This window comes from Pseudarthrobacter sp. KH_020_B (assembly GCF_057840185.1).
This window is the reverse complement of sequence record NZ_CM174506.1, coordinates 1,120,015-1,140,137: the sequence shown is the minus strand read 5'-3', so window position 1 is coordinate 1,140,137 and position 20,123 is coordinate 1,120,015. Positions and strand designations below refer to the sequence as shown.

General features: G+C 65.0%; 19 protein-coding genes and 2 pseudogenes. 10 read left to right on the top strand and 11 right to left on the bottom strand.

The window, feature by feature from the left end:
• The 3 genes from AC3IT0_RS05480 to AC3IT0_RS05470 all read left to right on the top strand — a co-directional run bounded on the left by AC3IT0_RS05480 (position 1) and on the right by AC3IT0_RS05470 (position 2,067).
• On the top strand, positions 1–429 hold the full coding sequence (locus tag AC3IT0_RS05480; protein ID WP_489322759.1) for a hypothetical protein: 429 nt from the start codon (positions 1–3) through the stop codon (positions 427–429).
• A 220-nt stretch (positions 430–649) separates the two neighbouring features.
• Complete coding sequence (locus tag AC3IT0_RS05475; RefSeq protein WP_489322758.1) at positions 650–1,444, top strand: ComEA family DNA-binding protein; 795 nt, start codon at positions 650–652, stop codon at positions 1,442–1,444.
• Positions 1,441–2,067 (top strand): 4Fe-4S single cluster domain-containing protein, encoded by a 627-nt coding sequence (locus AC3IT0_RS05470; protein WP_489322757.1) that lies wholly within the window; start codon positions 1,441–1,443, stop codon positions 2,065–2,067. The genes AC3IT0_RS05475 and AC3IT0_RS05470 overlap by 4 nt, the downstream gene beginning before the upstream one ends.
• A gap of 617 nt (positions 2,068–2,684) precedes the next feature.
• On the opposite strand, the gene AC3IT0_RS05465 is transcribed toward AC3IT0_RS05470, so the two are convergent.
• Positions 2,685–2,972 (bottom strand): hypothetical protein, encoded by a 288-nt coding sequence (locus AC3IT0_RS05465; protein WP_489322756.1) that lies wholly within the window; start codon positions 2,970–2,972, stop codon positions 2,685–2,687.
• 276 nt (positions 2,973–3,248) lie between these two features.
• Between AC3IT0_RS05465 and AC3IT0_RS05460 the strand changes: the two genes are divergently transcribed.
• Positions 3,249–4,205, top strand: coding sequence for a lipid kinase (locus AC3IT0_RS05460; protein ID WP_489322755.1), 957 nt, complete (start codon positions 3,249–3,251; stop codon positions 4,203–4,205).
• 289 nt (positions 4,206–4,494) lie between these two features.
• Here AC3IT0_RS05460 and AC3IT0_RS05455 read toward each other — a convergent pair whose 3' ends face one another.
• The 7 genes and pseudogenes from AC3IT0_RS05455 to AC3IT0_RS05425 form a co-directional block, all read right to left on the bottom strand.
• Positions 4,495–5,166: an excalibur calcium-binding domain-containing protein gene (locus AC3IT0_RS05455; RefSeq protein WP_489322754.1), complete on the bottom strand. Its 672-nt coding sequence runs from the start codon at positions 5,164–5,166 to the stop codon at positions 4,495–4,497.
• Between the two features lie 46 nt (positions 5,167–5,212).
• Positions 5,213–6,472 carry a GmrSD restriction endonuclease domain-containing protein gene (locus tag AC3IT0_RS05450; protein WP_489322753.1) on the bottom strand — a complete coding sequence of 420 codons (1,260 nt, stop codon included), beginning with the start codon at positions 6,470–6,472 and terminating at the stop codon, positions 5,213–5,215.
• Between the two features lie 354 nt (positions 6,473–6,826).
• Positions 6,827–8,191 carry an MFS transporter gene (locus tag AC3IT0_RS05445; protein ID WP_489322752.1) on the bottom strand — a complete coding sequence of 455 codons (1,365 nt, stop codon included), beginning with the start codon at positions 8,189–8,191 and terminating at the stop codon, positions 6,827–6,829.
• Positions 8,188–8,598 (bottom strand): annotated as a pseudogene (locus AC3IT0_RS05440) (hypothetical protein); the annotation flags it as partial. The gene AC3IT0_RS05445 and the pseudogene AC3IT0_RS05440, both read right to left, overlap by 4 nt.
• 19 nt (positions 8,599–8,617) lie before the next feature.
• The gene (locus AC3IT0_RS05435; protein WP_489322751.1) at positions 8,618–9,397 is read right to left on the bottom strand and encodes a carbon-nitrogen hydrolase family protein; all 780 of its coding nucleotides are present in this window, start codon (positions 9,395–9,397) and stop codon (positions 8,618–8,620) included.
• A gap of 46 nt (positions 9,398–9,443) precedes the next feature.
• Positions 9,444–10,793, bottom strand: a complete 1,350-nt coding sequence (locus AC3IT0_RS05430) for an APC family permease (protein WP_489322750.1) — start codon at positions 10,791–10,793, stop codon at positions 9,444–9,446.
• Positions 10,794–10,802: 9 nt separating this feature from the next.
• Positions 10,803–11,681: a carbon-nitrogen hydrolase family protein gene (locus AC3IT0_RS05425; protein WP_489322749.1), complete on the bottom strand. Its 879-nt coding sequence runs from the start codon at positions 11,679–11,681 to the stop codon at positions 10,803–10,805.
• Between the two features lie 95 nt (positions 11,682–11,776).
• Here AC3IT0_RS05425 and AC3IT0_RS05420 point away from each other — a divergent pair, with 95 nt between their 5' ends.
• From AC3IT0_RS05420 to AC3IT0_RS05410, 3 genes are all read left to right on the top strand, one after another.
• Positions 11,777–12,541: a FadR/GntR family transcriptional regulator gene (locus AC3IT0_RS05420; protein WP_489322748.1), complete on the top strand. Its 765-nt coding sequence runs from the start codon at positions 11,777–11,779 to the stop codon at positions 12,539–12,541.
• Between the two features lie 325 nt (positions 12,542–12,866).
• Positions 12,867–13,814: an Ltp family lipoprotein gene (locus AC3IT0_RS05415; RefSeq protein ID WP_489322747.1), complete on the top strand. Its 948-nt coding sequence runs from the start codon at positions 12,867–12,869 to the stop codon at positions 13,812–13,814.
• Between the two features lie 258 nt (positions 13,815–14,072).
• Positions 14,073–14,492 (top strand): hypothetical protein, encoded by a 420-nt coding sequence (locus AC3IT0_RS05410; protein WP_489322746.1) that lies wholly within the window; start codon positions 14,073–14,075, stop codon positions 14,490–14,492.
• A 31-nt stretch (positions 14,493–14,523) separates the two neighbouring features.
• On the opposite strand, the pseudogene AC3IT0_RS05405 reads toward AC3IT0_RS05410, so the two are convergent.
• The 3 genes and pseudogenes from AC3IT0_RS05405 to AC3IT0_RS05395 form a co-directional block, all read right to left on the bottom strand.
• Positions 14,524–14,697: pseudogene (locus AC3IT0_RS05405) on the bottom strand (MFS transporter); the annotation flags it as partial.
• Positions 14,698–14,707: 10 nt separating this feature from the next.
• Complete coding sequence (locus AC3IT0_RS05400; protein WP_489322745.1) at positions 14,708–15,385, bottom strand: hypothetical protein; 678 nt, start codon at positions 15,383–15,385, stop codon at positions 14,708–14,710.
• 59 nt (positions 15,386–15,444) lie between these two features.
• Entirely contained in the window at positions 15,445–16,623 is a 1,179-nt protein-coding gene (locus tag AC3IT0_RS05395) for a methyltransferase (protein ID WP_489322744.1), read from the bottom strand.
• 313 nt (positions 16,624–16,936) lie between these two features.
• Here AC3IT0_RS05395 and AC3IT0_RS05390 point away from each other — a divergent pair, with 313 nt between their 5' ends.
• Genes AC3IT0_RS05390 through manD form a run of 3 tightly spaced genes read left to right on the top strand, consistent with a single transcriptional unit; the run spans position 16,937 to position 20,123 of the window.
• Positions 16,937–17,926: a LacI family DNA-binding transcriptional regulator gene (locus AC3IT0_RS05390; RefSeq protein WP_489322743.1), complete on the top strand. Its 990-nt coding sequence runs from the start codon at positions 16,937–16,939 to the stop codon at positions 17,924–17,926.
• Positions 17,927–17,928: 2 nt separating this feature from the next.
• The gene (locus tag AC3IT0_RS05385; protein ID WP_489322742.1) at positions 17,929–18,909 is read left to right on the top strand and encodes a 2-hydroxyacid dehydrogenase; all 981 of its coding nucleotides are present in this window, start codon (positions 17,929–17,931) and stop codon (positions 18,907–18,909) included.
• Entirely contained in the window at positions 18,906–20,123 is a 1,218-nt protein-coding gene (gene manD / locus AC3IT0_RS05380; protein ID WP_489322741.1) for a D-mannonate dehydratase ManD, read from the top strand. The genes AC3IT0_RS05385 and manD overlap by 4 nt, the downstream gene beginning before the upstream one ends.

Below are 20,123 nucleotides of genomic sequence, written 5' to 3'. Positions count from 1 at the left end.
ATGAGTCTCGAAGTCCTCCTTATCCCACTCGGAATTGCCGCCATTGCCGCCATACGAGAAGCGAGCAGCACCGATCTTTGCGAAAAGTGCAAGACCACCCGCATTACTGATCAACAGCTACTGCACGACGCACTCCTGGGCATGGGAGCCACCAGCCTCAGCGCAGTGGACGGTCGCATCACCGGTGTCAGCCCCTACGGCCGGATCACTTTCCAGCGGGTCGGCGAAGTCTTCCTCGGGCGAGTCGATGGCGACAACGGCGAAGACACGGACAACATGTTGGCTGCTCTGGACATGACCGCGGGAGCGCTACTACAACAGAGAACAGTTGCGTCTCTTCACGCACGGGCCCACGAGATGGGGATGACCCTGGTCTCGCAGACCACGGCCAACGGCGAAGTCCAACTCGTTTTCGAACAGGCGACATGATGCAAAAGATGACCATAACCGTCACCGTTTCAGCCTCTGGATCCATCACAGCTGAAGCCAGTGGGCCTGGCCCGAAGTGTGCGGACGAACTAGCAGCTATTCAAGCCCTCCTGCCTGACGCAGTCATCGCGGATTCCCGCCTGACACCTGCATACTTCGAGGCCGCCACCACCCAAGAAGATGCAACTCAACAACTACAGCACGAAGGAGACAACGGACGATGACGCCCGAAGAAAAACTGTGTTCACGTACGTGGCGCATGCGCAACAGCACCGGAGTCCTCTGGAGTATTATTTCCTTCGGCTTCCTTACAGGCGTCGGATTCCTCATCCGCGGGGTGAAATCCAAGAACAAGCTCTGGATCCAAATGGGCGTCGGATTTCTCGTCCTGGGACTCGGTCTTATGGTGGCGAGCGGATTCATTGACAGTGGCACGAAGGAAGCACCCGTCACCTCCACGGCGAACACCATCTGGGGATGGATTTGGTTCTCTACGTTCGTCGCCGGAGTCGTTCTATCGATCATCATGAACCGGAAGTGGCTGGTGTGGAAGGCCCACTCGGGCGACACCAAGTGGTACGCCCAGGCTGGCAGCTCCGCTCCCCCGGTCAACACCCACCCAGTTCCTGACCCCCACGCCGCCGCGGCGGCCGCCTTCAGGTCTGTCGTCCCTGCAACTCCCGCGCCCGCTGCCCAACCCGCCCCGCCGGCCCACTTCCCAATTCCTCAAAATGCGCCGTTGGCCACCGTTGACGTCAACTCCGCATCGACCCACGACCTCGCCGCCTTGGGCATCGACTACTCCACCGCCGGACGTATTGTGGAGGCACGGACAAGTCGAGGACATTTCACTTCATTTGAACAGCTCATGTCCCAGGCCCAAGTACAGCCGCACCTTCTGATCCCGCACCGGCAAAAGCTTGCCTTCGGGGGCGGCGTCAGCGCGGCGGATCAGGCCCCGCCACAGCCCACCCGGCGAAATGCCAACCAAGCGGCCCGTCGACTCGACCTTTGACCACCGACATGCTGCGCGTTGCCCGGGTCCTGCACGGGACAACCGCCGAAGGACCGGGGTTGCGCAGCGCCATCTGGTTCCAGGGCTGCAGCATCCGCTGCACAGGGTGCATCAACCCTCACCTCTTCAGTTCGACCGGCGGAAGCGACATGACGGTCAGTGACATTGTTCTAGGTGCCGTAGGCGGCCGAGTCGAGGGGCTTACTCTCATCGGCGGTGAACCCTTTGACCAGCCTGCCGCTGGAGCGAAGCTGGCCAGGAAGGCACAGGAACAAGGGCTCGGAGTTATCGCTTTCTCCGGCTACGAGTACGAGACACTCAGGCACAGGGGCCAAGACACCAAGAAGTTCCTTGCCGCGATCGATCTGCTCGTCGACGGCCCCTATCAGGCATGGAATCAGGAAAAAGACCGAGCGTTGGTCGGTTCCACCAACCAACGCTTCATCCACCTATCCGATCGGTACAGCTCTTATCGCCCTGAAATTGCCGCCAACCGCGTTGATGTACGCGTCCGCCCTGATGGTTCTATTGATGTTGCCGGATTCCTCGACATGAGCGACCTGAGAAACCTGCTCGAAGCAACGGGAACGAGAAGAAAAGCACGAAGGGCGACCTCGGAATAGAACGACGTCAGTGCGAGGCCGGCCGACGTCGGCGCACCAAAGGCGCAACCCTACAAACGGACGCCGCCAACAGGACGATGATGGCTTGCATGGGCCAGGCAGGACTGTCAAGAATCAACGGCACGCGCCCGCCCGTCTCAAGCGGCGAACCCTGACCCCATGGCAGCCGACGGCAGTTCCCTGCGCATCGTGGCGGACGCGTGAAGGCGGTCTATGAGAACCTTCCGCTGCCGGCGCCACTCGTGGCCACGATGGCCCTTGATCTCCTCCTTCCACGGCTCGGGCCCGCACCGCTTCCGGGCCCCCGTTCCGTTCACAGGATGGCGGGTGCGGGACTGGTGGTGGCCGGCGCCGGCCTGAATGCCTGGGCCCTGGCTGAACGTGGACGGCGATCGGCGGGTCCCTTTCAGCTGGAGCGGCCCGAGGATCTGGTGGACACCGGGCCCTCTGCCGCGAGCGGGTGCGTCCCGCGGGCCCGGCAGGCCGGACCTATGTCAAGCCGCGCGCAGGCGCTTTCCCCAAGGGCACGAAAAAGGAGGCCGACGACGACACCCAGTGTCGCCGTCGGCCTCCTTTTATGCCCGGCGGAGGTGCTATCCCCCGCAGGGCGCTGGACCCTAGGCCGCCGTTGGAAACGTTACGTAGCTGCCCTCGATGACGCCGGCGGCAACAACGGGAGTGCCGTCGACTGTGACATAGCTGCCACGGGTGACGGGGGGCAGGTTTCGGGCGCCAGCGACGGTGACATAGCTGCCCTCGACGCCGACGGGGACGCTGCCGGCGGGGAGAGTCACGTAGCTGCCGCCGCGCACTGCGGTGTCAAAGACAGTGCTAGCGGTAGCGGCCTTAAGGGTGGTTTCGGTGGTGGATGAGGAGGTTTCGGGGCGTTCGGTCAGCAAAGTCATGGGTTCTCCGTGGGGTTTCGGGATGAGGGCCATACAGGTTCTTGTGCCGCTCAAGCAGGAGGGCGGTTGCGCGTTGTGTCGCTTGCCCCGCTGGCCCGGGTATGTTCACCGGTGCGGTACTCAAGGGCTACGGTGGCCTGTATCTAACTTTACAGGGTTATCGTGAGCTACTCAGAATAAGGTGGGAAGGCTCACGTTTACGCAAGGCACCTACGGATGACTGCGAACGGTGGCGGGCTAGGGGAATTCACAGGTCCACCACCTAACATGGCCCACATGAAAGCTGCCCGGGACGCACGCTCTGCCGCCGTTGTGATCAACGCCGGATCACGCCGAGGGGCGACCCACGAACTAGCTGTGGACACGATGCGCAAGGCAGGCGTGCCCATCTCCGCCGTGCATCACGTGCTGTCCGGGGCAGACCTGGCCGGGACGCTCGATCGAGTGCTTGCGGACGGGCACGAGTTGGTGGTTGTCGGCGGCGGCGACGGGACTGTGTCCTACGCTGCCGGCCGGGTTGCCGGCACCAACGTTGTGCTCGGCGTTCTTCCGCTGGGCACCGCCAACGACTTCGCCCGCACGCTGGAGATACCGAACAGTCTTGCCGAGGCGTGCGCCACCATCGCAGAAGGCAAGGTGGTGGACATCGACCTCGGCCGGGCCAACGGTGAGCCCTTCCTCAACGTCGCGTCCGTGGGCCTGTCGGTGTCTGTCACGGAAGCTCTCAGCCCCCGATTGAAGCGGTACGTCGGGCCATTGGCGTACAGCATCGCCACGCTAACGGCTTATGCCCGGCACAAGGCGTTCCGGGCCCGCCTTGAGTTCCCCGACGGGGACCACGAGCCGCTGGAGCTCGACGACCTGCTGCAGGTGGCCGTCGGCAACGGCAGGCACTACGGCGGCGGCAACACGGTCTCCCCCACGGCAGGGATCGATGATCACACCCTCGACATCTATGCCATAGTGGCGGGGCCGCTCCGGGAGCACGTGAGCATCGCGCGGTTGCTCAAGGACGGAAGCTTCATCAAACACGACCGGGTGTACCACCTGACCACCCGGAGTGTCCGGCTGGTCACCGACCCGCCGCTGCCGGTGAACCTCGACGGCGAGATCGCGGCCACCACGCCCACCGACTTCACCGTCCAGCGCAACGCCGTCCACGTGGTGGTGCCGCAGAGCAGCACCAGTGCGCTGTTCGACGGACCGGGCGCCGCGGACTGGCCGTCCGTTTAAGAAGCGGCCACTGCCAGGAAAGCAGCAAACGTCGTGGGGCACATTGACGGTGACCCGGCCCCGAAACGGCTCAATCCGCGGCGTGTGCGCGTCAAAGTGCCCCGGTTAGGCTACTCAAGAAGTTTCCGGGAAGTCCAGCGGTGTGATGCTGCCGGTCATGCTCAGCGGATGAAGTCGGCGCGCGCCTGCACCGGGCCCGCACCTGGCCGTGGCCGAGCGCTTCATGTAAAGCCGACAGCCGCGGATACCTTCCAGGTGAAAGGTATCCGCGGCATGGCTTTCGATCTGCCTACTTATCGCACCCGATTCCGTCGCGGTCCCTGTCGAGGTGCGTCCCATATCCCGGTGTGCCGGCATAGATTGGCGCCGCACCTGCCGCTCGCACAGCTGTGCAGTTGGCGTAGGAAACGGCCGCCGGTGCCGGCGCGACGGGAGCCGGCGCAGGCACAAGCGGAGCGGGTGCCGGGGCAGGCGCAGCGGGAACTGGAGCCTGTTTGGCCGCCTGCTGAGCCGCAGCCGCATCAGCCGCGGCCTTGTCGGCCGCAGCCTTTGCTGCCGCGGCTGCCTCTGCTGCCGCCTTCTCCGCGGCTGCCTTCTCTGCTGCCACCTTGTCGGCCGCCGCTTTCTCAGCCGCAATCTTTTCAAGTGACTTGACGCCGAGGACCACGGTGGATCCCTTTACCGCCTGCGCGCCTTCGATGGGGTCCTGGGAGATCACCTGCCAGTTCTTCTCTGAAAAGATCGACTTGCCGTCGACAGTGTCCACGGCCTCGACCTCGAACCCGAGGTCTTCCAGTTGATCCGTGGCTTTGTCCAGGGTCACGACCAGCACGCCGGGAACCGTGACTTGTTCCACAGCCACTGCATTTGCGGCGGCTGTCGGCTGAGCTTCCGTCGGTTTGCCACCGCACCCAGTCAGCATGAGGCCGGTAAGCACAATCAGTGCAAGAGTCTTTTTCATTTTTCCCCCTTGGAAAGTTTTGAAACGGGTGAGTGATGGAACGGGTTTAGCTTTCGCAGGCCACACCGTCGGCATCGCGGTCCAGCGCCGAGCGGTAGCCGGCCTGCCCCGCGTAAATTGGTGCGGCGCCCGCGGCCTTGGCGGCGGTGCAGTTGGCGTAGTAGACAGCCGCGGGAACGGCGGGAGCCGGGGCCGGTACAACCGGTGCGGGCGCCGCCGGCGCTGGAGCGGGCACCACAACAACGGGAGCCGGCGCCGCCGGAACCGGCGCAACAGGAGCCGGAGCGGGCTGGGATGCAACCGGCACAGGAGCGGCAACCACGGGCGCCTGCTCATTCGTCGGCGCCAACTGGCCGGCGCAGTCAGCAAGAATCCTGGCCATCGCGTCGTGTTCCGCTTGAGTAACCCACATGCTGTAAGTCGCCTTCACCGAAATCTGGCGGGCGACATACTCGCACCGGAAGCCCTTGTTCGGCGGCAGCCAGGTGGCGGCGTCACCGTCGCCCTTTTTCATGTTGGTGGGGCCGTCCGTCGCTTGCAGGTTCAGCGGATCGTTGGCGAACGCTGTCCGCTGTTCCGTGGTGAGCTGCTGGGCACCCTTTTGCCAAGCGTCGCTGAGCGCCACAACATGGTCGATCTGCACAGCGGTGCTGGTGGCTGAGCCGCGGAGGAAGTTGATGGTGGTGCCGGTGTAAGGGTCAGCCAGGATTCCCGACTGCACCTTGCACGGGACGCTGTTCGTGTAGGTGATGCCTGTCAGGTCGCGCTTCAGGGTGTCGTTGCGGGTGTCGCAGCCGTTGCGGTCCACGTCGGCCCAGGCCTGGCCGAACAGCGCCCGGTCATAACCCGTCTTAGGCGCCCGGCCCTTGATGGGCAGGGTGGCCAGCAGGTCGATCGCCTTGGTTGCGAACGCGGGCTGGGCTTTCGGCGCCGTTGCGCTGACGCCCTGCGCCAGCGAGTTCGCCGCCTCCGGATCCAGCGGAGCGCCGGTTTCCTGGGCAGTGGGAGTGGACGGCGTCGGCCTGGCCGAGGCGGTCGCGCTCGCTTTCGCGGAGGCGGCCGAAGCGGCGTTCCCCGAAGATGCCGACTGCAAGTCCTCTGAAGAGGCGGGGGCCAGCGCGACAGAACCGGCGATAAACAGCGCGAACGCCGTGGCAACGGCGATCCCGCCGGCTTTCCGCTTGGCCGGAAGCCACGCCCACGACCGCCGCCCGGTCGCAAGAACGTAGAGACCTGTCAGTGCAGCCGAGATCGCCAGGACGATCAGCGCGCCGCCAAGGCCTCCACTGATCGCCCCAACAATCATGAACAGGGCAGTGATGCCGCCGACAACAAAGGTCCCAACGCGTGGCTTCCGCGGCGGCTTCGGTGCCGGTCCCGGAGCGTAAGGCGCCGAGCCCAAAAGAGACTCATAATTCGACATCGTTTCCCCCAAAAACAAAGACCCGGCAATTGGCCGGGCCTTTTTACTCCATCGATAATTATTTCATTAGGAGTCTATTTCTCAGGTTGCCACCGGGACGCAATATTGGTCATAACTGCGCCAACCTTGATTGGGTCTTGAGCCCATCTTGAGGAACCGGATGAAACTGGTAGTCCACTTCTTAATAAATGGAATTACTCATCGAAATTGGAGTTCCCCTTAGGGTGGCCGCGGTACCTAAACCCCCGGCTTCCGCTTCCACGCCACCGCCAACCCAAGCACCACGACGCCCAGCCCCAGCATCACCAGGACCATCAGCCCCCAGTTCGCCTGGTTCACTCCGGGCCCGTACAGCACACCGATCAGCACCGTCGCCGTGATGGCGCCCAGGTAGCGGCAGGTCTGGAAAATACCGGCAGCCACCCCCCTCTCCTCCGGCCGGGCGGACACGTACAGGCCCTGGTTCGACGCCGTGCTCACCACTCCGTACGGCACACCCATCAGCGCGGTCAGCACAAACACCAGGGGCGGCCACAGGGACAGCGTCAACGCCCCCAGCCCGCCGGAGGCAGCGAGCAGGATCAGCACACCGCCGATCAGCACCGGACGCACGCCGAACCGCTCAATCAGCCGTACCGTCGCCGGGGTGACCACCACGGACATGGCCGCCAGGGGCAGCATCAGCAGGCCCACCAGCCCGGCGTCGTAATGCCCCGCCTCCTGCAGCAGCAGCGGCAGGCCGAAGAACGCAAAGTAGTAGACGCCGCTGAAGACCACGAACACCAGATACACGAGCAGCAGCGGCCGGTTCCTGCCGAGCAGCCGCAGGTCGAGGAACGGCGGGCGGAAGCGCAGCTCCCGCCACGCGAACAGCGCGGCAATGACGGTCCCGGCGCCCAGCAGCCACCACCGGTATCCCGGCATCACGTTCAGCAGCGCCATCATCGCGAGCATCAGTGAGGCGACGAAGGCCAGGATGCCGGGGATGTCGGAGTCCCGGATCAGGGTTGAGAGTTTCCCGGTTTCGCGCCCGGAATCGGTCGGCGCCACCCGGTGCACCACGATCAGCGCCAGCAGCGCGAGCGGCACGTTGACGGCGAACAGCGCCTGCCAGCCCAGCAGGCTCACCAGCAAACCGCCGACGACGGGTCCCACCGCGGCCGCCGACGTATTCGCCATCTGGATCCGGCCCAGCGGGCGGGTGGGCGGCAGCTTCGCCAGCCGGCTCAGTTCGGTGACCATCACGACGGCGGACGGGTACGCCGTCGCCGTCCCCACAGCCATGAGCGCGCGGGCCACGCAGACCAGCGCGAAGTTGGGCGCGAACGGCGCCAGCGCACAGGTCACCGCCACCAGTGCCATCCCGAACGTGAACAGGCGGCGCGGCCCGAAACGGTCCGCGAGCCTGCCCATCAGCGGCTGTCCGGCCGCGGACGCGAGGTAGAACGAGGTGATCACCCAGGTGACGGTGGCGACGTCGAGCGCGAAATCCTCCCGCAGAACCACCAGCGCGACGGCGATCATGGACGAGTTCAGCGGGTTCAGGGCGGTGCCGAGGCTGAGCGCGGCGATCGCGAGGCCGGGACGGGGTTTGTTCGTCACGCCCCTAAGTCTGGCGCATGGTTGCTTCGGGTCACGAACCTAGTCGCGGTGTGTGGCGAGTCGAGCTCTCCGGCGATCCTCTCCTCCAGGGCGGCAAGCGTCGCCTCGGGCAGGACGATCAGCCCATCCAGCTCGCGCCGGGCGCGCTTGTAGGCCGTCTGCCGCTCCGCCGGGGTGGCGGCACTGTCCGAGGCGATATTGAGCAGCTTCCGGGCCGTCGCCAACCGCTGGCGTTCGGGCCCCGAGAAATTGCTGTCCCTGATCCGCCTGGCTTCCCGCTCGGCGACGTCGAACGCCAGCTCGAAGCTGTGCACGGCCGCCCGGTATTCCGCCAACCGGGCCGCCGTCGTCATCTCCTCCGGTGTGGCCGGAAAATCGATGAGTTTCCCCACGTCAAGCTCAAAATCGCACCGCAATACTTGTGCTCTACAGCCTACGCTGCCGGAACATTGGGAACGACTCCCGCACTCTGGCCACCGTCTCAAGCGAGACGTTGGCCGCCCGGACGCCAGGCTCTAAGCCGAGGTCAGCTTCAACAACACCCATGGGATCGACCAGCACGCTCCGGCCCACGGAGACCGGCGGCGCCTGGCACACCCCTGCCACGTAAACGCTGTTCTCAATGGCGCGCGCCGCGTTCAGCGCCAACCACTGCTCCGTCTTATGGGTGCCCGGCACCCACGACGAGCAGACCAGCAGAACCTGGGTGCCGGCGTCGGCAAGTGACCTGGCCAGCTCGGGGAACCGCAGGTCGTAGCAGGTCATCAGGCCGAACCGCACTCCCCCGTGCTCGAACACCACCGGGGCAGTGGACGGCCCGGGCTTGATGAACGTCGACTCCCCGAAGCCCTGCGCGTCGAAAAGGTGGATCTTCCGGTAGAAAGCCAGCCGGCCGCCGTCGGGCCCGAAAGCCACCAGGGTGTTGTACGCCCTGCCCGGCTCCTCCGACGTTTCCACCACGCCCGCCACCAGAGCGATGCGGTGGCGGCGGGCGATGCCGGCGAGCTCCTGGCAGACCGCGCCGTCCAGCGGCTCGGCCACCTCCGGAAATGTCGCGTCCACTTTCTTCTTCTCGTAAGTGGCGTACTCCGGAAAGGCGACCAGCCCGGCGCCGTCGAGCGCTGCCTCTGCGGCGAACCGGTCGATCGCGGCGAGGTTGGCCTGGATGTCGGCGCCCGATTCCAGCTGCCCCAGCGCAATCCTCACGGCTGTTCCTTTCCTCGGCTCAGCGGCCTGGTACAGACTGTCAGGGTCAGGCGGCCGACTCGACCGACGCCTTTTCCGTGGCCGTCATCTCCGGCGGCGCCGCCTTGAAACCGCGGGTGATCAGAGCCAGGACCACCACGCCCAGCACCAGCCAGGACACTCCCAGCGTAATGGCGTTACTGTCCAGCTGGGAGAGCAGGTAGGCGCAGATAATGGCTCCGACCACCGGGACCACCACGTAGGACATGGGGTTCAGCTGCTGCCCGACCCGGCGCTGGCGCACGAAGTGGAACACCACCGAGGCGTTCACCAGCGTGAACGCGGTGAAGGCACCGAAGTTGATGAACGACGTCGAGGTTGCCACGTCCAGGAAGATCGCGATCAGGCCCACGATGCCGGTGATGACCAGGTTCGCTACCGGGGTGTGGAACTTCTCGCTGAGCCTGCCGAAGACGGCCTTGGGCAGGACGGAGTCGCGGCCCATCGCGTACAGCAGACGGGAGGCGCTGGCCTGCGCGGCGAGGCCGGAGGCGAACTGCGCCACCACCAGGCCGGCCAGGAACACGGCACCGAACAGCTGCCCGCCGATCTGCAGGGCGATGGAGCTGGCCGCGGAGGCCGAGTCCTCGAACACGCCGCCTGGATGGACCAGCTGGGTCACGTAGGACACCGCCACGAAGATGCCGCCGCCGATCAGCGCCACCAGCATGATGGCGCGCGGCACGGTTTTGCGCGGTTCGATGGTCTCCTCGGTGAGTGTGGTGACGGCGTCGAACCCCAGGAACGAGTACGCGGCGATCGCGGCCCCGGCGGAGATGGTGGCGAAACTGGCGGTGTCGTTGAAGAACGGCTGACTGCTGGCCAGTCCCCCGGCACCGGCGGTGGACACCACGTTGCCGATGGCCAGCGCGACAAAGAACACAATGACCAGCAGCTGGAACGCCATCAGCACGTAGTTGGCCTTGTCCGCCACCTTGATGCCCAGGATGTTCAGCAGCGTGGTGATGAGGATGAAGCCCACGATCCAGAGTCCGATGGGGATTCCGGGGAACTGGGCGCTCAGGTAGGAGCCGCCGATGAGCCAGATGACCATGGGCAGGAAGAGGTAATCCAGCAGGACGGCCCAGCCCACCAGGAACCCCACCCGGGAATCGATGGACCGGCGGACGTAGGTGTAGGCGGAGCCGGCCACAGGGTAGGCGATGGCCATCCGGCCGTAGCTGTGTGCGGTGAACAGCATGGCCACGAGCGCCACGAGGTACGCGGCCGGCGCTGCGCCGCCGGTAGTTTCGGCGATGATGCCGAAGATTCCCAGGACGATCAGCGGGGTGAGGTACGCCAGGCCGAAGAGGACCAGGGAGGGCAGTTTCAGCGTGCGGGTGAGGGTTGTTGTCACGGTGTTTCCTTACGGCTTGTAGGACGGCGGTGTCCAGGTGGCCGGGTTGATCCGGCCTTGGTAGACGGAAAGTTCGACGGCGGCCTCCCCCTCGCGGAACTGCGACCAGGGGCGGTTGAGGTTCTCGGTGCCGTGCGTGCGGACGTGTCCGACGGCGGCAAAGTCCAATTCCGCGGTCAGCAGCACGGGGGCGTCGTCGGGGGCCTCGGCGAGGGTGTTGCCCTCCGGGTCCACGATGATGCTCCGGCCTTTCCCGGTGGGGCCGGCGCAGTTGACGCTGACCACAAAGACCTGGTTCACGATGGCGTTGGCCTTGGCCAGCACCAGCTCCTGCTTGCGGTCCGGCGTCGTGGTTTTGACGACGTTGAGGATCACCTCGGCGCCCATCCAGGCGAGCTGGCGGGAGACCTCCGGGAACCATGCGTCGTAGCAGATGTTCAGGCCCACCCTGCCGACGCCGGCCAGGTCCACGGTGGTGAACCTGTCGCCGGGGTCGTAGGGCTCGAAGGGGCGCCATGGGAAGACCTTCCGGTAGTAGCCGGCGAGCTCCCCCTGAGGGGAAAGGACCAGCTGGGTGTTGAACAGCTGCCCTTCCGGGCCGCGCTCGCACACGCTGCCCGGGACCAGCCAGATGCCGAGGTCCGCGGCGAGCTGCCGTAGTTCCCTAACGCGGGGACCGTCCAGCGGTTCGGCGGAGGCCTGGAGCATCTCGGTGCGCTGCAGGTCCGGGTCCTGGTCGCCGAAGAGGTGCAGCTCGGGGAAGACGACCAGCTTGCTGTGCGGCTGGGCGGCGAGGGCTGCTTTGACCTCGTCCGCGAAGGCCGAGACAGGTTCGCCGATGAGCCGGGGCCGGGCCTGGACAGCGATGAGGGGAAGGATGCGTTGCATGGGTTATCTCCGCGTTGGGGATGTGATCTGACTAATATTAGATCAGAATGATCCAATTATGGGAAGAGGCAGGTTTGGGCCGTAAAGTAGCGGATATGACCCGTCAGTTGGAGGACACCGCCGAGCCTTCGCCCATCGGCGCCGGCAGGCTGGCCGGCATCGACCGGCGCAGCGCCATCGACGCCGTGCGCCTGCGGATCGGCATGGCGATTTCCCTGGGGTTGCTGAAACCTGGCGAGCGCCTGCCCGACCAGGAGGACGTGGCCTTGGGCCTGTCGGTCAGCCCTATCACCGCCCGCCGCGCGCTGGCGAGCCTGGCCGAGCAGGGCGTGGTGGTCCGCCGTCGGGGCCGGGCCGGCGGAACCTTCGTGGCGGATGAGCCTCCGCAGAGCGTACTGGCCGAACTCTCCGCATCACCGGCCGAGTCCCGGGCCGTGAACCGGCTGGTGGACCGCAGGCTGCTGTTCGAATGCGCCGTGACGCATTATGCAGCGGTCAACGCCACGGCTGAACAGCTGAACGAGCTGGACCGGTTGACGCGGGACATGGCCGAGTCCTCGGACTGGTCCGACTACCACCAGGCAGACGAGCAGTTCCACCAGCTGGTGGGCACGGCATCAGGGCTGGGGACCGCCGTCGAGGTTTACCACGAGGCGCTGGCCGAGCTCTATGAGTACTTCATTCCCTACCCCATCGAACTGCTGCACAAATCGAACTGCGACCACGTCGAGCTCGTGGCAGCCCTGCGCGCCGGCGATGTCCAGAAGGCCGTGGAGGTCTCCCGCAAGCACGTGGACATCCTGCACCGGACGATGTTTATGGGCCTGGCCAAGGGCGTAGCCAACGCGACGACTGACTAATGCGCGGCGATTGGCCACATCCTTCGGCAAAAAATACCTAATGCGAATGTCACCGCGGGGCGTGGCTGGTGGGGACCACAAAGCATCAATTGATAATCAAGATTCGCGCAGTTTTCTCCTAGGAACCAAAATGGCGGCGTTTTCTCGGATCTAATTAAATGACTTTGACGCTATTGGGGGAAGCGAAGATTCTTGTATTTGTCGGATTGTGCGGTGTACCGCCTTTGCGCGCCGCGCTCCATTTCCTCCATGCGCGTCCATCACCGCACCCAACCCCGCACGCTTCGCATCGCACGTCGGTCAGGTGTCCTATGAAAGGACTCTCATGAGCCAGCAACCCTACACTGCCCCCTATCCCCCGAACTACGGCTATGGTCAACCGCCGGTAAGCAACAAGTCGTTCCTAACGACTTGGCTGCTCTCGCTACTCCTTGGCGTACTCGGCGTTGACCGCTTCTACCTTGGGAAGGTGGGCACCGGCATCCTGAAGTTGGTCACCTTCGGCGGCCTCGGCATTTGGGCCCTGATTGATCTGATTCTCGTGCTTACCAATAGGACCCGCGACAAGCAGGGACTTCCGCTGGAAGGCTACGACAGGCACAGGAAGATCGCCCTGATCGTCACCGGCGTTGTCATTCTCCTCAGCATCGTCGTCAACTCGGCCCGGGCGGGCTCTGCCCCTTCGATTGCGCCCGCTGCTTCCACTCCCAAGGTCGCCACGGCAGCCCAGACCGCATCTGCCACACCAACGCCCACCCAGGATCCGGCCGTAGCTGCTGCTGAAGCTGAAGCCTCTGCAGAAGCCAAGGCTGAGGCTGATGCGGCGGCTAAGGCAAAAGCTGAGGCCGATGCTGCTGCTAAGGCTGAGGCCGACGCAGCGGCCAAAGCAAAAGTCGAAGCTGACGCGGCTGCCAAAGCCAAGGCTGAGGCTGACGCCGCAGCAGCTAAGGCTGCTGCAGAGGCTGAGGCCGCAGCCACGAGGGGTACGGTCAGCCAGCAGAATGCTCTGCGGGCCGCTGGTGACTACCTCGATTTCAGTGCCTTCTCGCGTCCCGGTCTGATCCATCAACTCGAATACGAGAAATATTCGACCGAAGATGCGACATGGGCTGTGGACCGAGTAACAGTCGACTGGAACGCGCAGGCGGCCAAATCCGCCAAGAGTTACTTGGACTTCAGCTCCTTCTCGCGCAGTGGGCTGGTCGAGCAACTGCTCTACGAGGGCTTCACCCCGGAGCAGGCCGAGTACGGAGTGAGCACGACGGGCCTCTAGCGGGCCGGTTCAGTTCAGCGCCCAAAGGCTTTAGCGCCGATGCCGCCGTCGGACGTGCGCAACCGAAATATCCGCTGCCATTTGAGCCCAAATGCCCCCTGGGCGCTGTCCAGGGGGACATCAACGGGTTCATGAATTCCATCTCCGATGGTTATTCGTTTGGTCAAGGGCGTGTGCAGAGGTCCAACAGTGCCCGAACGGGAAAGGGCGCGGCAACAGAGCATTCAAATTTGCCAACACATTCAAGGGAGAATTAGTTTGAAAATCACCACAAATTTGGCCAGCGGCGCGCTCCTGTGCTTGGCCCTTTCGAGCTGCGCGGGCTCACCGCAGGCAGTTCCCACCGTCACCCAAACCGTGACTCAGACGGCAACGGCAACAGTGACCGTAACGGCGACCGCCACGGTGACAGCTCAACCTGTTGCTCCTGCCGTTGTGGCAGCCCCAGTGCCGGCTCCTGCTGCTCCAGCGACTGCCGCAATCCCGGCCAACGCTGCAGGAATGAATGCGGAGGCGCTTGATGACGAGCTATCGGCTTTGGGCTTCAAAAAGGTCGTCTACAACTCTGACACTGGCAAGACCGTGCTATTGCTCAGCAACTGGACAGTTACAGGAATCGACAACGCCGGGGCGGTACAAGCCGTCGAGAAGGCAGTGGTTGTTCACGTAACGAAGTAATCCCCCCGGGGGGGCACCGCCATCACGACGGCGCGCGGGCCACGCAGACCAGCGCAAAGTTGGGCGCGAACGGAGCCAGCGCACAGGTCACCGCCACCAGTGCCATCCCGAACGTGAACAGGCGCCGCGGCCCGAAACGGTCCGCGAGCCTGCCCATAAGCGGCTGTCCGGCCGCGGACGCGAGGTAGAACGAGGTATTCACCCAGGCGCCTGCGTCAATCGGTATCCGCGGCGTGCGGCGGGTCGAGCTCCCCGGCGATCCTCTCCTCCAGGGCGGCAAGCGTCGCCTCGGGCAGGACGATCAGCCCGTCCAGCTCCCGCCGGGCGCGCTTGTAGGCCGTCTGCCGCTCCGCCGGGGTGGCGGCACTGTCCGAGGCGATGTTGAGCAGCTTCCGGGCCGTCGCCAACCGCTGGCGTTCGGGCCCCGTGAAATTGCTGTCCCTGATCCCCTTAGCTTCCCGCTCCGCGACGTCGAACGCCAGCTCGTAGCTGTGCACGGCCGCCCGGTATTCGGCCAGCCGGGCCGCCGTCGTAATCTCCTCCGGTTTGGCCGGGCGCAAACCGTCAGCCTCCCGCTTGGCCCGGAGGAAGGCGACCGTGAGGGGTTCGCGTACATCCGTCATGACCGGAAAATCGATGAGTTTCCCCACGTCAAGCTCATATTCCAGCCACCGCCGGTTCACGGCGTCGTGCGCTGCCACCAGCGAGAGGACCGCCGCCTGGCTGGCCTGTTCGGCCTGCACCGACTGGTTCTTGAGTTTGTAGAGCTCCACCCGGCGGAGGTGGCGGCGTTCGCTCGCTTTGGACCACTGCCGGGCCCACCCGCCCATCACGGCGCTCAACGGAAAGACAAGCCACCAGTAGTGGCTGACAAAATCGAAGAAGGGGCCCACAGATTCATCGTCCCACCTGCGCCGGCCCGCTGAAACCCAAGTGTCCGGCGTGCGCCGGGCTATCTCGGAACAAGCCGCCACAGGGATGTGACCTCGGCCGAGCGCGCCTCGAACAGAGGATCATTGCGGTCCGATGCCTTCGGATGCGTCGGCTTGGTGTCGAGCCGTTCCATCACCTTCAGCCCAGCCGCCTCGATGGCGGCCAGCAGATCGTTACGCGACCGCAGGCCAAGGCGCTCGGCCAGGTCGGAGAGCACAAGCCAGCCCTCACCGCCCGGCTGCAGGTGGTCGGAGAGTTCGTTCAGGAAGCGGAACAGCATCCTGCTCCCGGGGTCGTAGACGGCGTTGTCCAGGGTGGAATGCGGCGTGGCCGGAATCCAGGGCGGGTTGCACACAACGAGCGGCGCCCGTCCGGGCGGGAACATGTCGGTCAGGACGGCCTCAGCACGGTCCTGGACACCGAGGTTCCGGAAATTCTCACCGGCGCAGGCGATGGCCCGCGGTTCATTGTCCGTCGCTACCACGCGGTGGACGCCACGGCGCGCGAGGACGGCAGCGAGCACCCCGGTGCCGGTTCCGACGTCGAACGCCAGCGTGTCAGAGGGCAGCGGCGCGGCGGCCACGAGATCCACATACTCACTCCGGGTGGGGAAGAACGTGCCATAGTGCGGGTGGATGCGGCCCTGCAGGGCATCGACGTAGACGCCATTCCGTCGCCACTCGTGGGCGCCAATTGCCCCGACAAGCTCATGCAGGGACACAACGGAAGATTCGCCGATATCGCCGTACGCTTCAGCGGCGGCCTCCCGGATATCCGGTGCACGGCGCAGCGGCACCACAGGGCCCGGCTCAAGAGGAATCAGCAGCAGGCCGAGAATGCGCGCACGATGCGAGCGGGACTGGCGATGCCGGTAGAACCCATCGGCCGGAGATCCTGCGAACTTTTTCTTTCCGGCGCTCACCCGCCGGTCCATGGCGTTGAGGATCTGCCGCGCGTTATGGAAGTCACCGTGCCAGAGCATCGCGGTCCCCTGTGACGCCATCCGGTTCGCCTCATCGGCCGTGAGGGAGTCTGTGACCACTTCGACGCGCGTCGGCGCCGACCTGCCGTTCGCCGAACGCCAGCGCGCGGTCATGCTGACACCAGCCTCGGCCCAGGTCACGGGGGCGCGTTCATCCACCGCAGCTGTGCGCGAGGGCTTGATGACCGACGTCGGGAGTCCCACGGGAGCTGGCATGTCGGTACTGATAAATGATCCATTCCAAGAGTCCGGGGCGGATCGGAGACTGACGATTGCGGGCGGCGATTCCACGACATCCAAGGCTACGGCCCAAAATTCCAGACCGTCATCCGGCCGCGAACCGAGCTTGGTCTATGGCCGCTGGAGCCCTTGAACCTACATTGTCAGGATACAGGGGTGCCGTGGCCGCCACCCGCCGACCGACACCGCACACCGCGCTGTGACGTGAATCATGGAAAACGCTTGACAATGTTGTACAACTCTTTCCATACTTATGAGGCAAGGTTTCAACGAAGCAACTGGAGGATCCATGTCGGCCAAACTCACGGACGTCGCAAAGCTCGCGGGTGTATCGCTGGCGACGGCGTCGAGGGCGTTCAGCGACCCGGGCCGACTAGCCTCCGAAACACGCCAAAAAGTGGTCGATGCTGCACTGCAGCTTGGCTATGAGGTGCCCGGCCTCTCCGGCAGCCGTACCTTCGGCGTCATTGTTCCCGACATCTCCAACGCCGTCTTCGCGGCACTGATAAAGTCCATCCAGGACCAGGCTTGGCACGGGCGGCACCGGATGGTGCTGGCGGACACATCTGAATCCTCCACCAGGGAACGTGACCACCTCGAGTCATTCACCACCGGCGTTGACGGCATCATCCTCTGCTCGCCCCGCCTTCCGTCGAACCAGATTCACCAACTGGCGGGCACCACACCCCTTGTGGTGATCAACGGCGAGGCCGACCATGCGGCACGCGTGCTGATGGAAGCCGGCGAAGGTCTCCGCCAGGCCGTGGAACACCTCCACGCTCTGGGCCACCGGAAGCTCGCCTACATTCCCGGCCCGGCGTCGTCGTGGGCGAACGGCCAGCGCCTCGCCGCGATCAGCAGGTTCTGCGACAACTGGGGCATCGAGCTGGTGACTGTCGGCAACCAGAATGCCACGGTCGACGGCGGCCTTGCCGCCGCGGCGTCGGTTGTCGCCAGCGGCGCCACTGCGGTGATCGCCTACAACGACCTCGTGGCGATCGGCATGCTGGCCGGAGCCCGCACCCTCGGACGCCACTGCCCCGAAGACATCAGCGTTGTGGGTATCGATGACCTTGACATTGCCGCAGCCGCGGAGCCCGGCCTGACATCGGTGCGCGTCCCGATTGGCCGAAGCGGTTCCCTCGCCCTCGAACTTCTACTCGAACAAATCGGCGGAAAGCAGTCCGCCACCGAGGCCGTCCACCTCAGCTCACAGCTCATAGTCCGCGGCTCCACCTTCGCCGCACGCACCGCAAACCACGCCCTCCAAGGAAAGTAACCATGAGAATCGTCATTGCCGACCCCAACCTGATGCCCCAGCGGGCCACCCTGGAGGCAGCGCTCCCCGCAGGCGCCCTCACCTCCTGGCACGACAGCTGGAATGAGCACTCGGTCCTTACTGACCTTAAAGACGCCGACGTCTATGTAGGACCCAAGTTCACCGAAGCCATGGGAACACAGGCCCCCAATCTTCGACTGGTGCATGTGGCCGGTGCAGGCTACGACGGCATCGAAGCCGATGCCCTCCCGGCAGGCGCGGTGTGCGCCAACACGTTCCACCACGAAGGCTCCATCGCCGAGTACATCGCGGCTGCACTGGTGGCACTCCGCCGGAACCTGCTTGGCCAGGACGCCGCCCTCCGCAGCGGCATCTGGGCCTCCTCGGTGTATTCACGGGACATCCCCCAGCCGGAGACACTCCGCGGGGCGGTTGTTACTTTCCTGGGATTTGGCCACATTGGCAGCGCCGCATGGAAGCTCCTTCAGGCGTTCGGGGCCGAAGGAATCGCGATCACCCGCAGCGGCACTGTGGACCCTCAGGCGAACGGCCTGAGCTGGGCCGGGACCACCGACCGACTCAACGAGGCGCTCAGTGAATCCGACATTCTCCTCATCAGCATCCCGCTGAGTGCCGAAACGACGGCGCTGGTGAGTACCGAGGAACTGGAAAACCTCGGCCCGAAAGGCCAGGTTGTCAACGTTGCCCGCGGCCCTGTCCTTGACGAGGCAGCGCTCTACGAAGCCCTGAAGGACCGCAAGATCGCAGGGGCCGCCGTCGATGTCTGGTACCAGTACCCCGGTACTGATGGGCGGAGCGTGCCATCCGCACTGCCGTTTGACCGGCTCGACAACATCATCATGACCCCGCACTCCTCCGGCGTCACCGCCGAAACTTTCCGCGGCCGCGCCCTCGAGATCGCCGAAAACATCACCCGGCTGTCCAACAACGAAGCCCTGAAGAACGTGGTGATTTCACGATGACCCGAAAAATCGTCGATGTCGACGTCTTGGTCACCAGCCCCAGCCGCAACTTCGTCACCCTGAAGATCACCACCGACGACGGCATCGTCGGCTGGGGAGACGCCACCCTTAACGGACGCGAACTATCGGTCGCCAGCTACCTCCGGGACCACTTGGCCCCGGCGCTGCTCGGACGGGACGCCGATCGGATCGAGGACACCTGGCAGTACTTCTACCGGGGCGCCTACTGGCGCCGCGGGCCCGTCACCATGGCCGCCATCGGTGCCATCGACCTCGCGCTGTGGGACATCAAGGGCAAGGCCCTGGGCGTTCCGGTGTACCAGCTGCTCGGCGGCGCGGCCCGGGACAAAATCCTCACCTACACCCATGCCACCGGGTGGGACCTGCCAGAGCTCCTCGACTCCGTGGACAAGCGCCGCGAGCAGGGCTTCCGGGCCGTCCGCGCCCAGTCCGGCGTTCCCGGCCTGGACAAGGTCTACGGCGTCACCAAGGGCGCCGCCAGCTACGAGCCCGCAGGCCGCGGCGCCGGACCCATCGAGGAGGACTGGGACACCTACGCCTACCTGCGCCACGCCCCCAAGATCCTCTCCGCGGTCCGTGAGCATGTCGGGCCCGAGCTGAAACTGCTCCACGACGTCCACCACCGCCTCAACCCCACCGAAGCCGCCCGACTCGCCCGGTCCCTGGAAGACGTGGACCTGTTCTGGCTCGAAGACGTGACCCCGGCCGAGAACCAGCGGCTGCTCCGCACCCTTCGCCAGCAGACCACCATCCCCCTGGCCATCGGCGAAGTCTTCAACACAATCTGGGACTGCGAGCTACTCATCACCGAACGGCTCATCGACTTCATCCGCACCGCCGTCGTCCACGCCGGAGGCATCTCACACGTCCGCAAAATCCTGGCGCTGGCCGAGGTCTACCAGATCAAGGGCGCCCCCCACGGCCCCTCCGACGTCTCCCCCATCAACCTCTCAGCGTCTCTGCACCTGGGCCTGGCTACCAGCAACTTCGCCATCCAGGAATACATGGGCTACGACCCCATCGTGTCCGAAGTCTTCCAGTCCAGCTTCCGCTTCGAGGACGGCTACCTGCACCCCGGAGATGAGCCCGGCCTCGGAGTCCACGTGGACGAGGCCGCAGCAGCCCGCTTCCCCTACAAGCAGGCGTACCTGCCCATCGCCCGGGAGCTCGACGGCTCCATGAAGGACTGGTAG

Coding starts and splice junctions, on each gene's coding strand:
- AC3IT0_RS05480 (WP_489322759.1), top strand. CDS start 1: ATGAGTCTCGAAGTCCTCCTTATCCCACTCGGAATTGCCGCCATTGCC.
- AC3IT0_RS05475 (WP_489322758.1), top strand. CDS start 650: ATGACGCCCGAAGAAAAACTGTGTTCACGTACGTGGCGCATGCGCAAC.
- AC3IT0_RS05465 (WP_489322756.1), bottom strand. CDS start 2,972: ATGACTTTGCTGACCGAACGCCCCGAAACCTCCTCATCCACCACCGAA.
- AC3IT0_RS05460 (WP_489322755.1), top strand. CDS start 3,249: ATGAAAGCTGCCCGGGACGCACGCTCTGCCGCCGTTGTGATCAACGCC.
- AC3IT0_RS05455 (WP_489322754.1), bottom strand. CDS start 5,166: ATGAAAAAGACTCTTGCACTGATTGTGCTTACCGGCCTCATGCTGACT.
- AC3IT0_RS05450 (WP_489322753.1), bottom strand. CDS start 6,472: ATGATTGTTGGGGCGATCAGTGGAGGCCTTGGCGGCGCGCTGATCGTC.
- AC3IT0_RS05425 (WP_489322749.1), bottom strand. CDS start 11,681: ATGCAACGCATCCTTCCCCTCATCGCTGTCCAGGCCCGGCCCCGGCTC.
- AC3IT0_RS05420 (WP_489322748.1), top strand. CDS start 11,777: ATGACCCGTCAGTTGGAGGACACCGCCGAGCCTTCGCCCATCGGCGCC.
- AC3IT0_RS05415 (WP_489322747.1), top strand. CDS start 12,867: ATGAGCCAGCAACCCTACACTGCCCCCTATCCCCCGAACTACGGCTAT.
- AC3IT0_RS05395 (WP_489322744.1), bottom strand. CDS start 16,623: ATGCCAGCTCCCGTGGGACTCCCGACGTCGGTCATCAAGCCCTCGCGC.
- AC3IT0_RS05390 (WP_489322743.1), top strand. CDS start 16,937: ATGTCGGCCAAACTCACGGACGTCGCAAAGCTCGCGGGTGTATCGCTG.
- AC3IT0_RS05385 (WP_489322742.1), top strand. CDS start 17,929: ATGAGAATCGTCATTGCCGACCCCAACCTGATGCCCCAGCGGGCCACC.
- manD (WP_489322741.1), top strand. CDS start 18,906: ATGACCCGAAAAATCGTCGATGTCGACGTCTTGGTCACCAGCCCCAGC.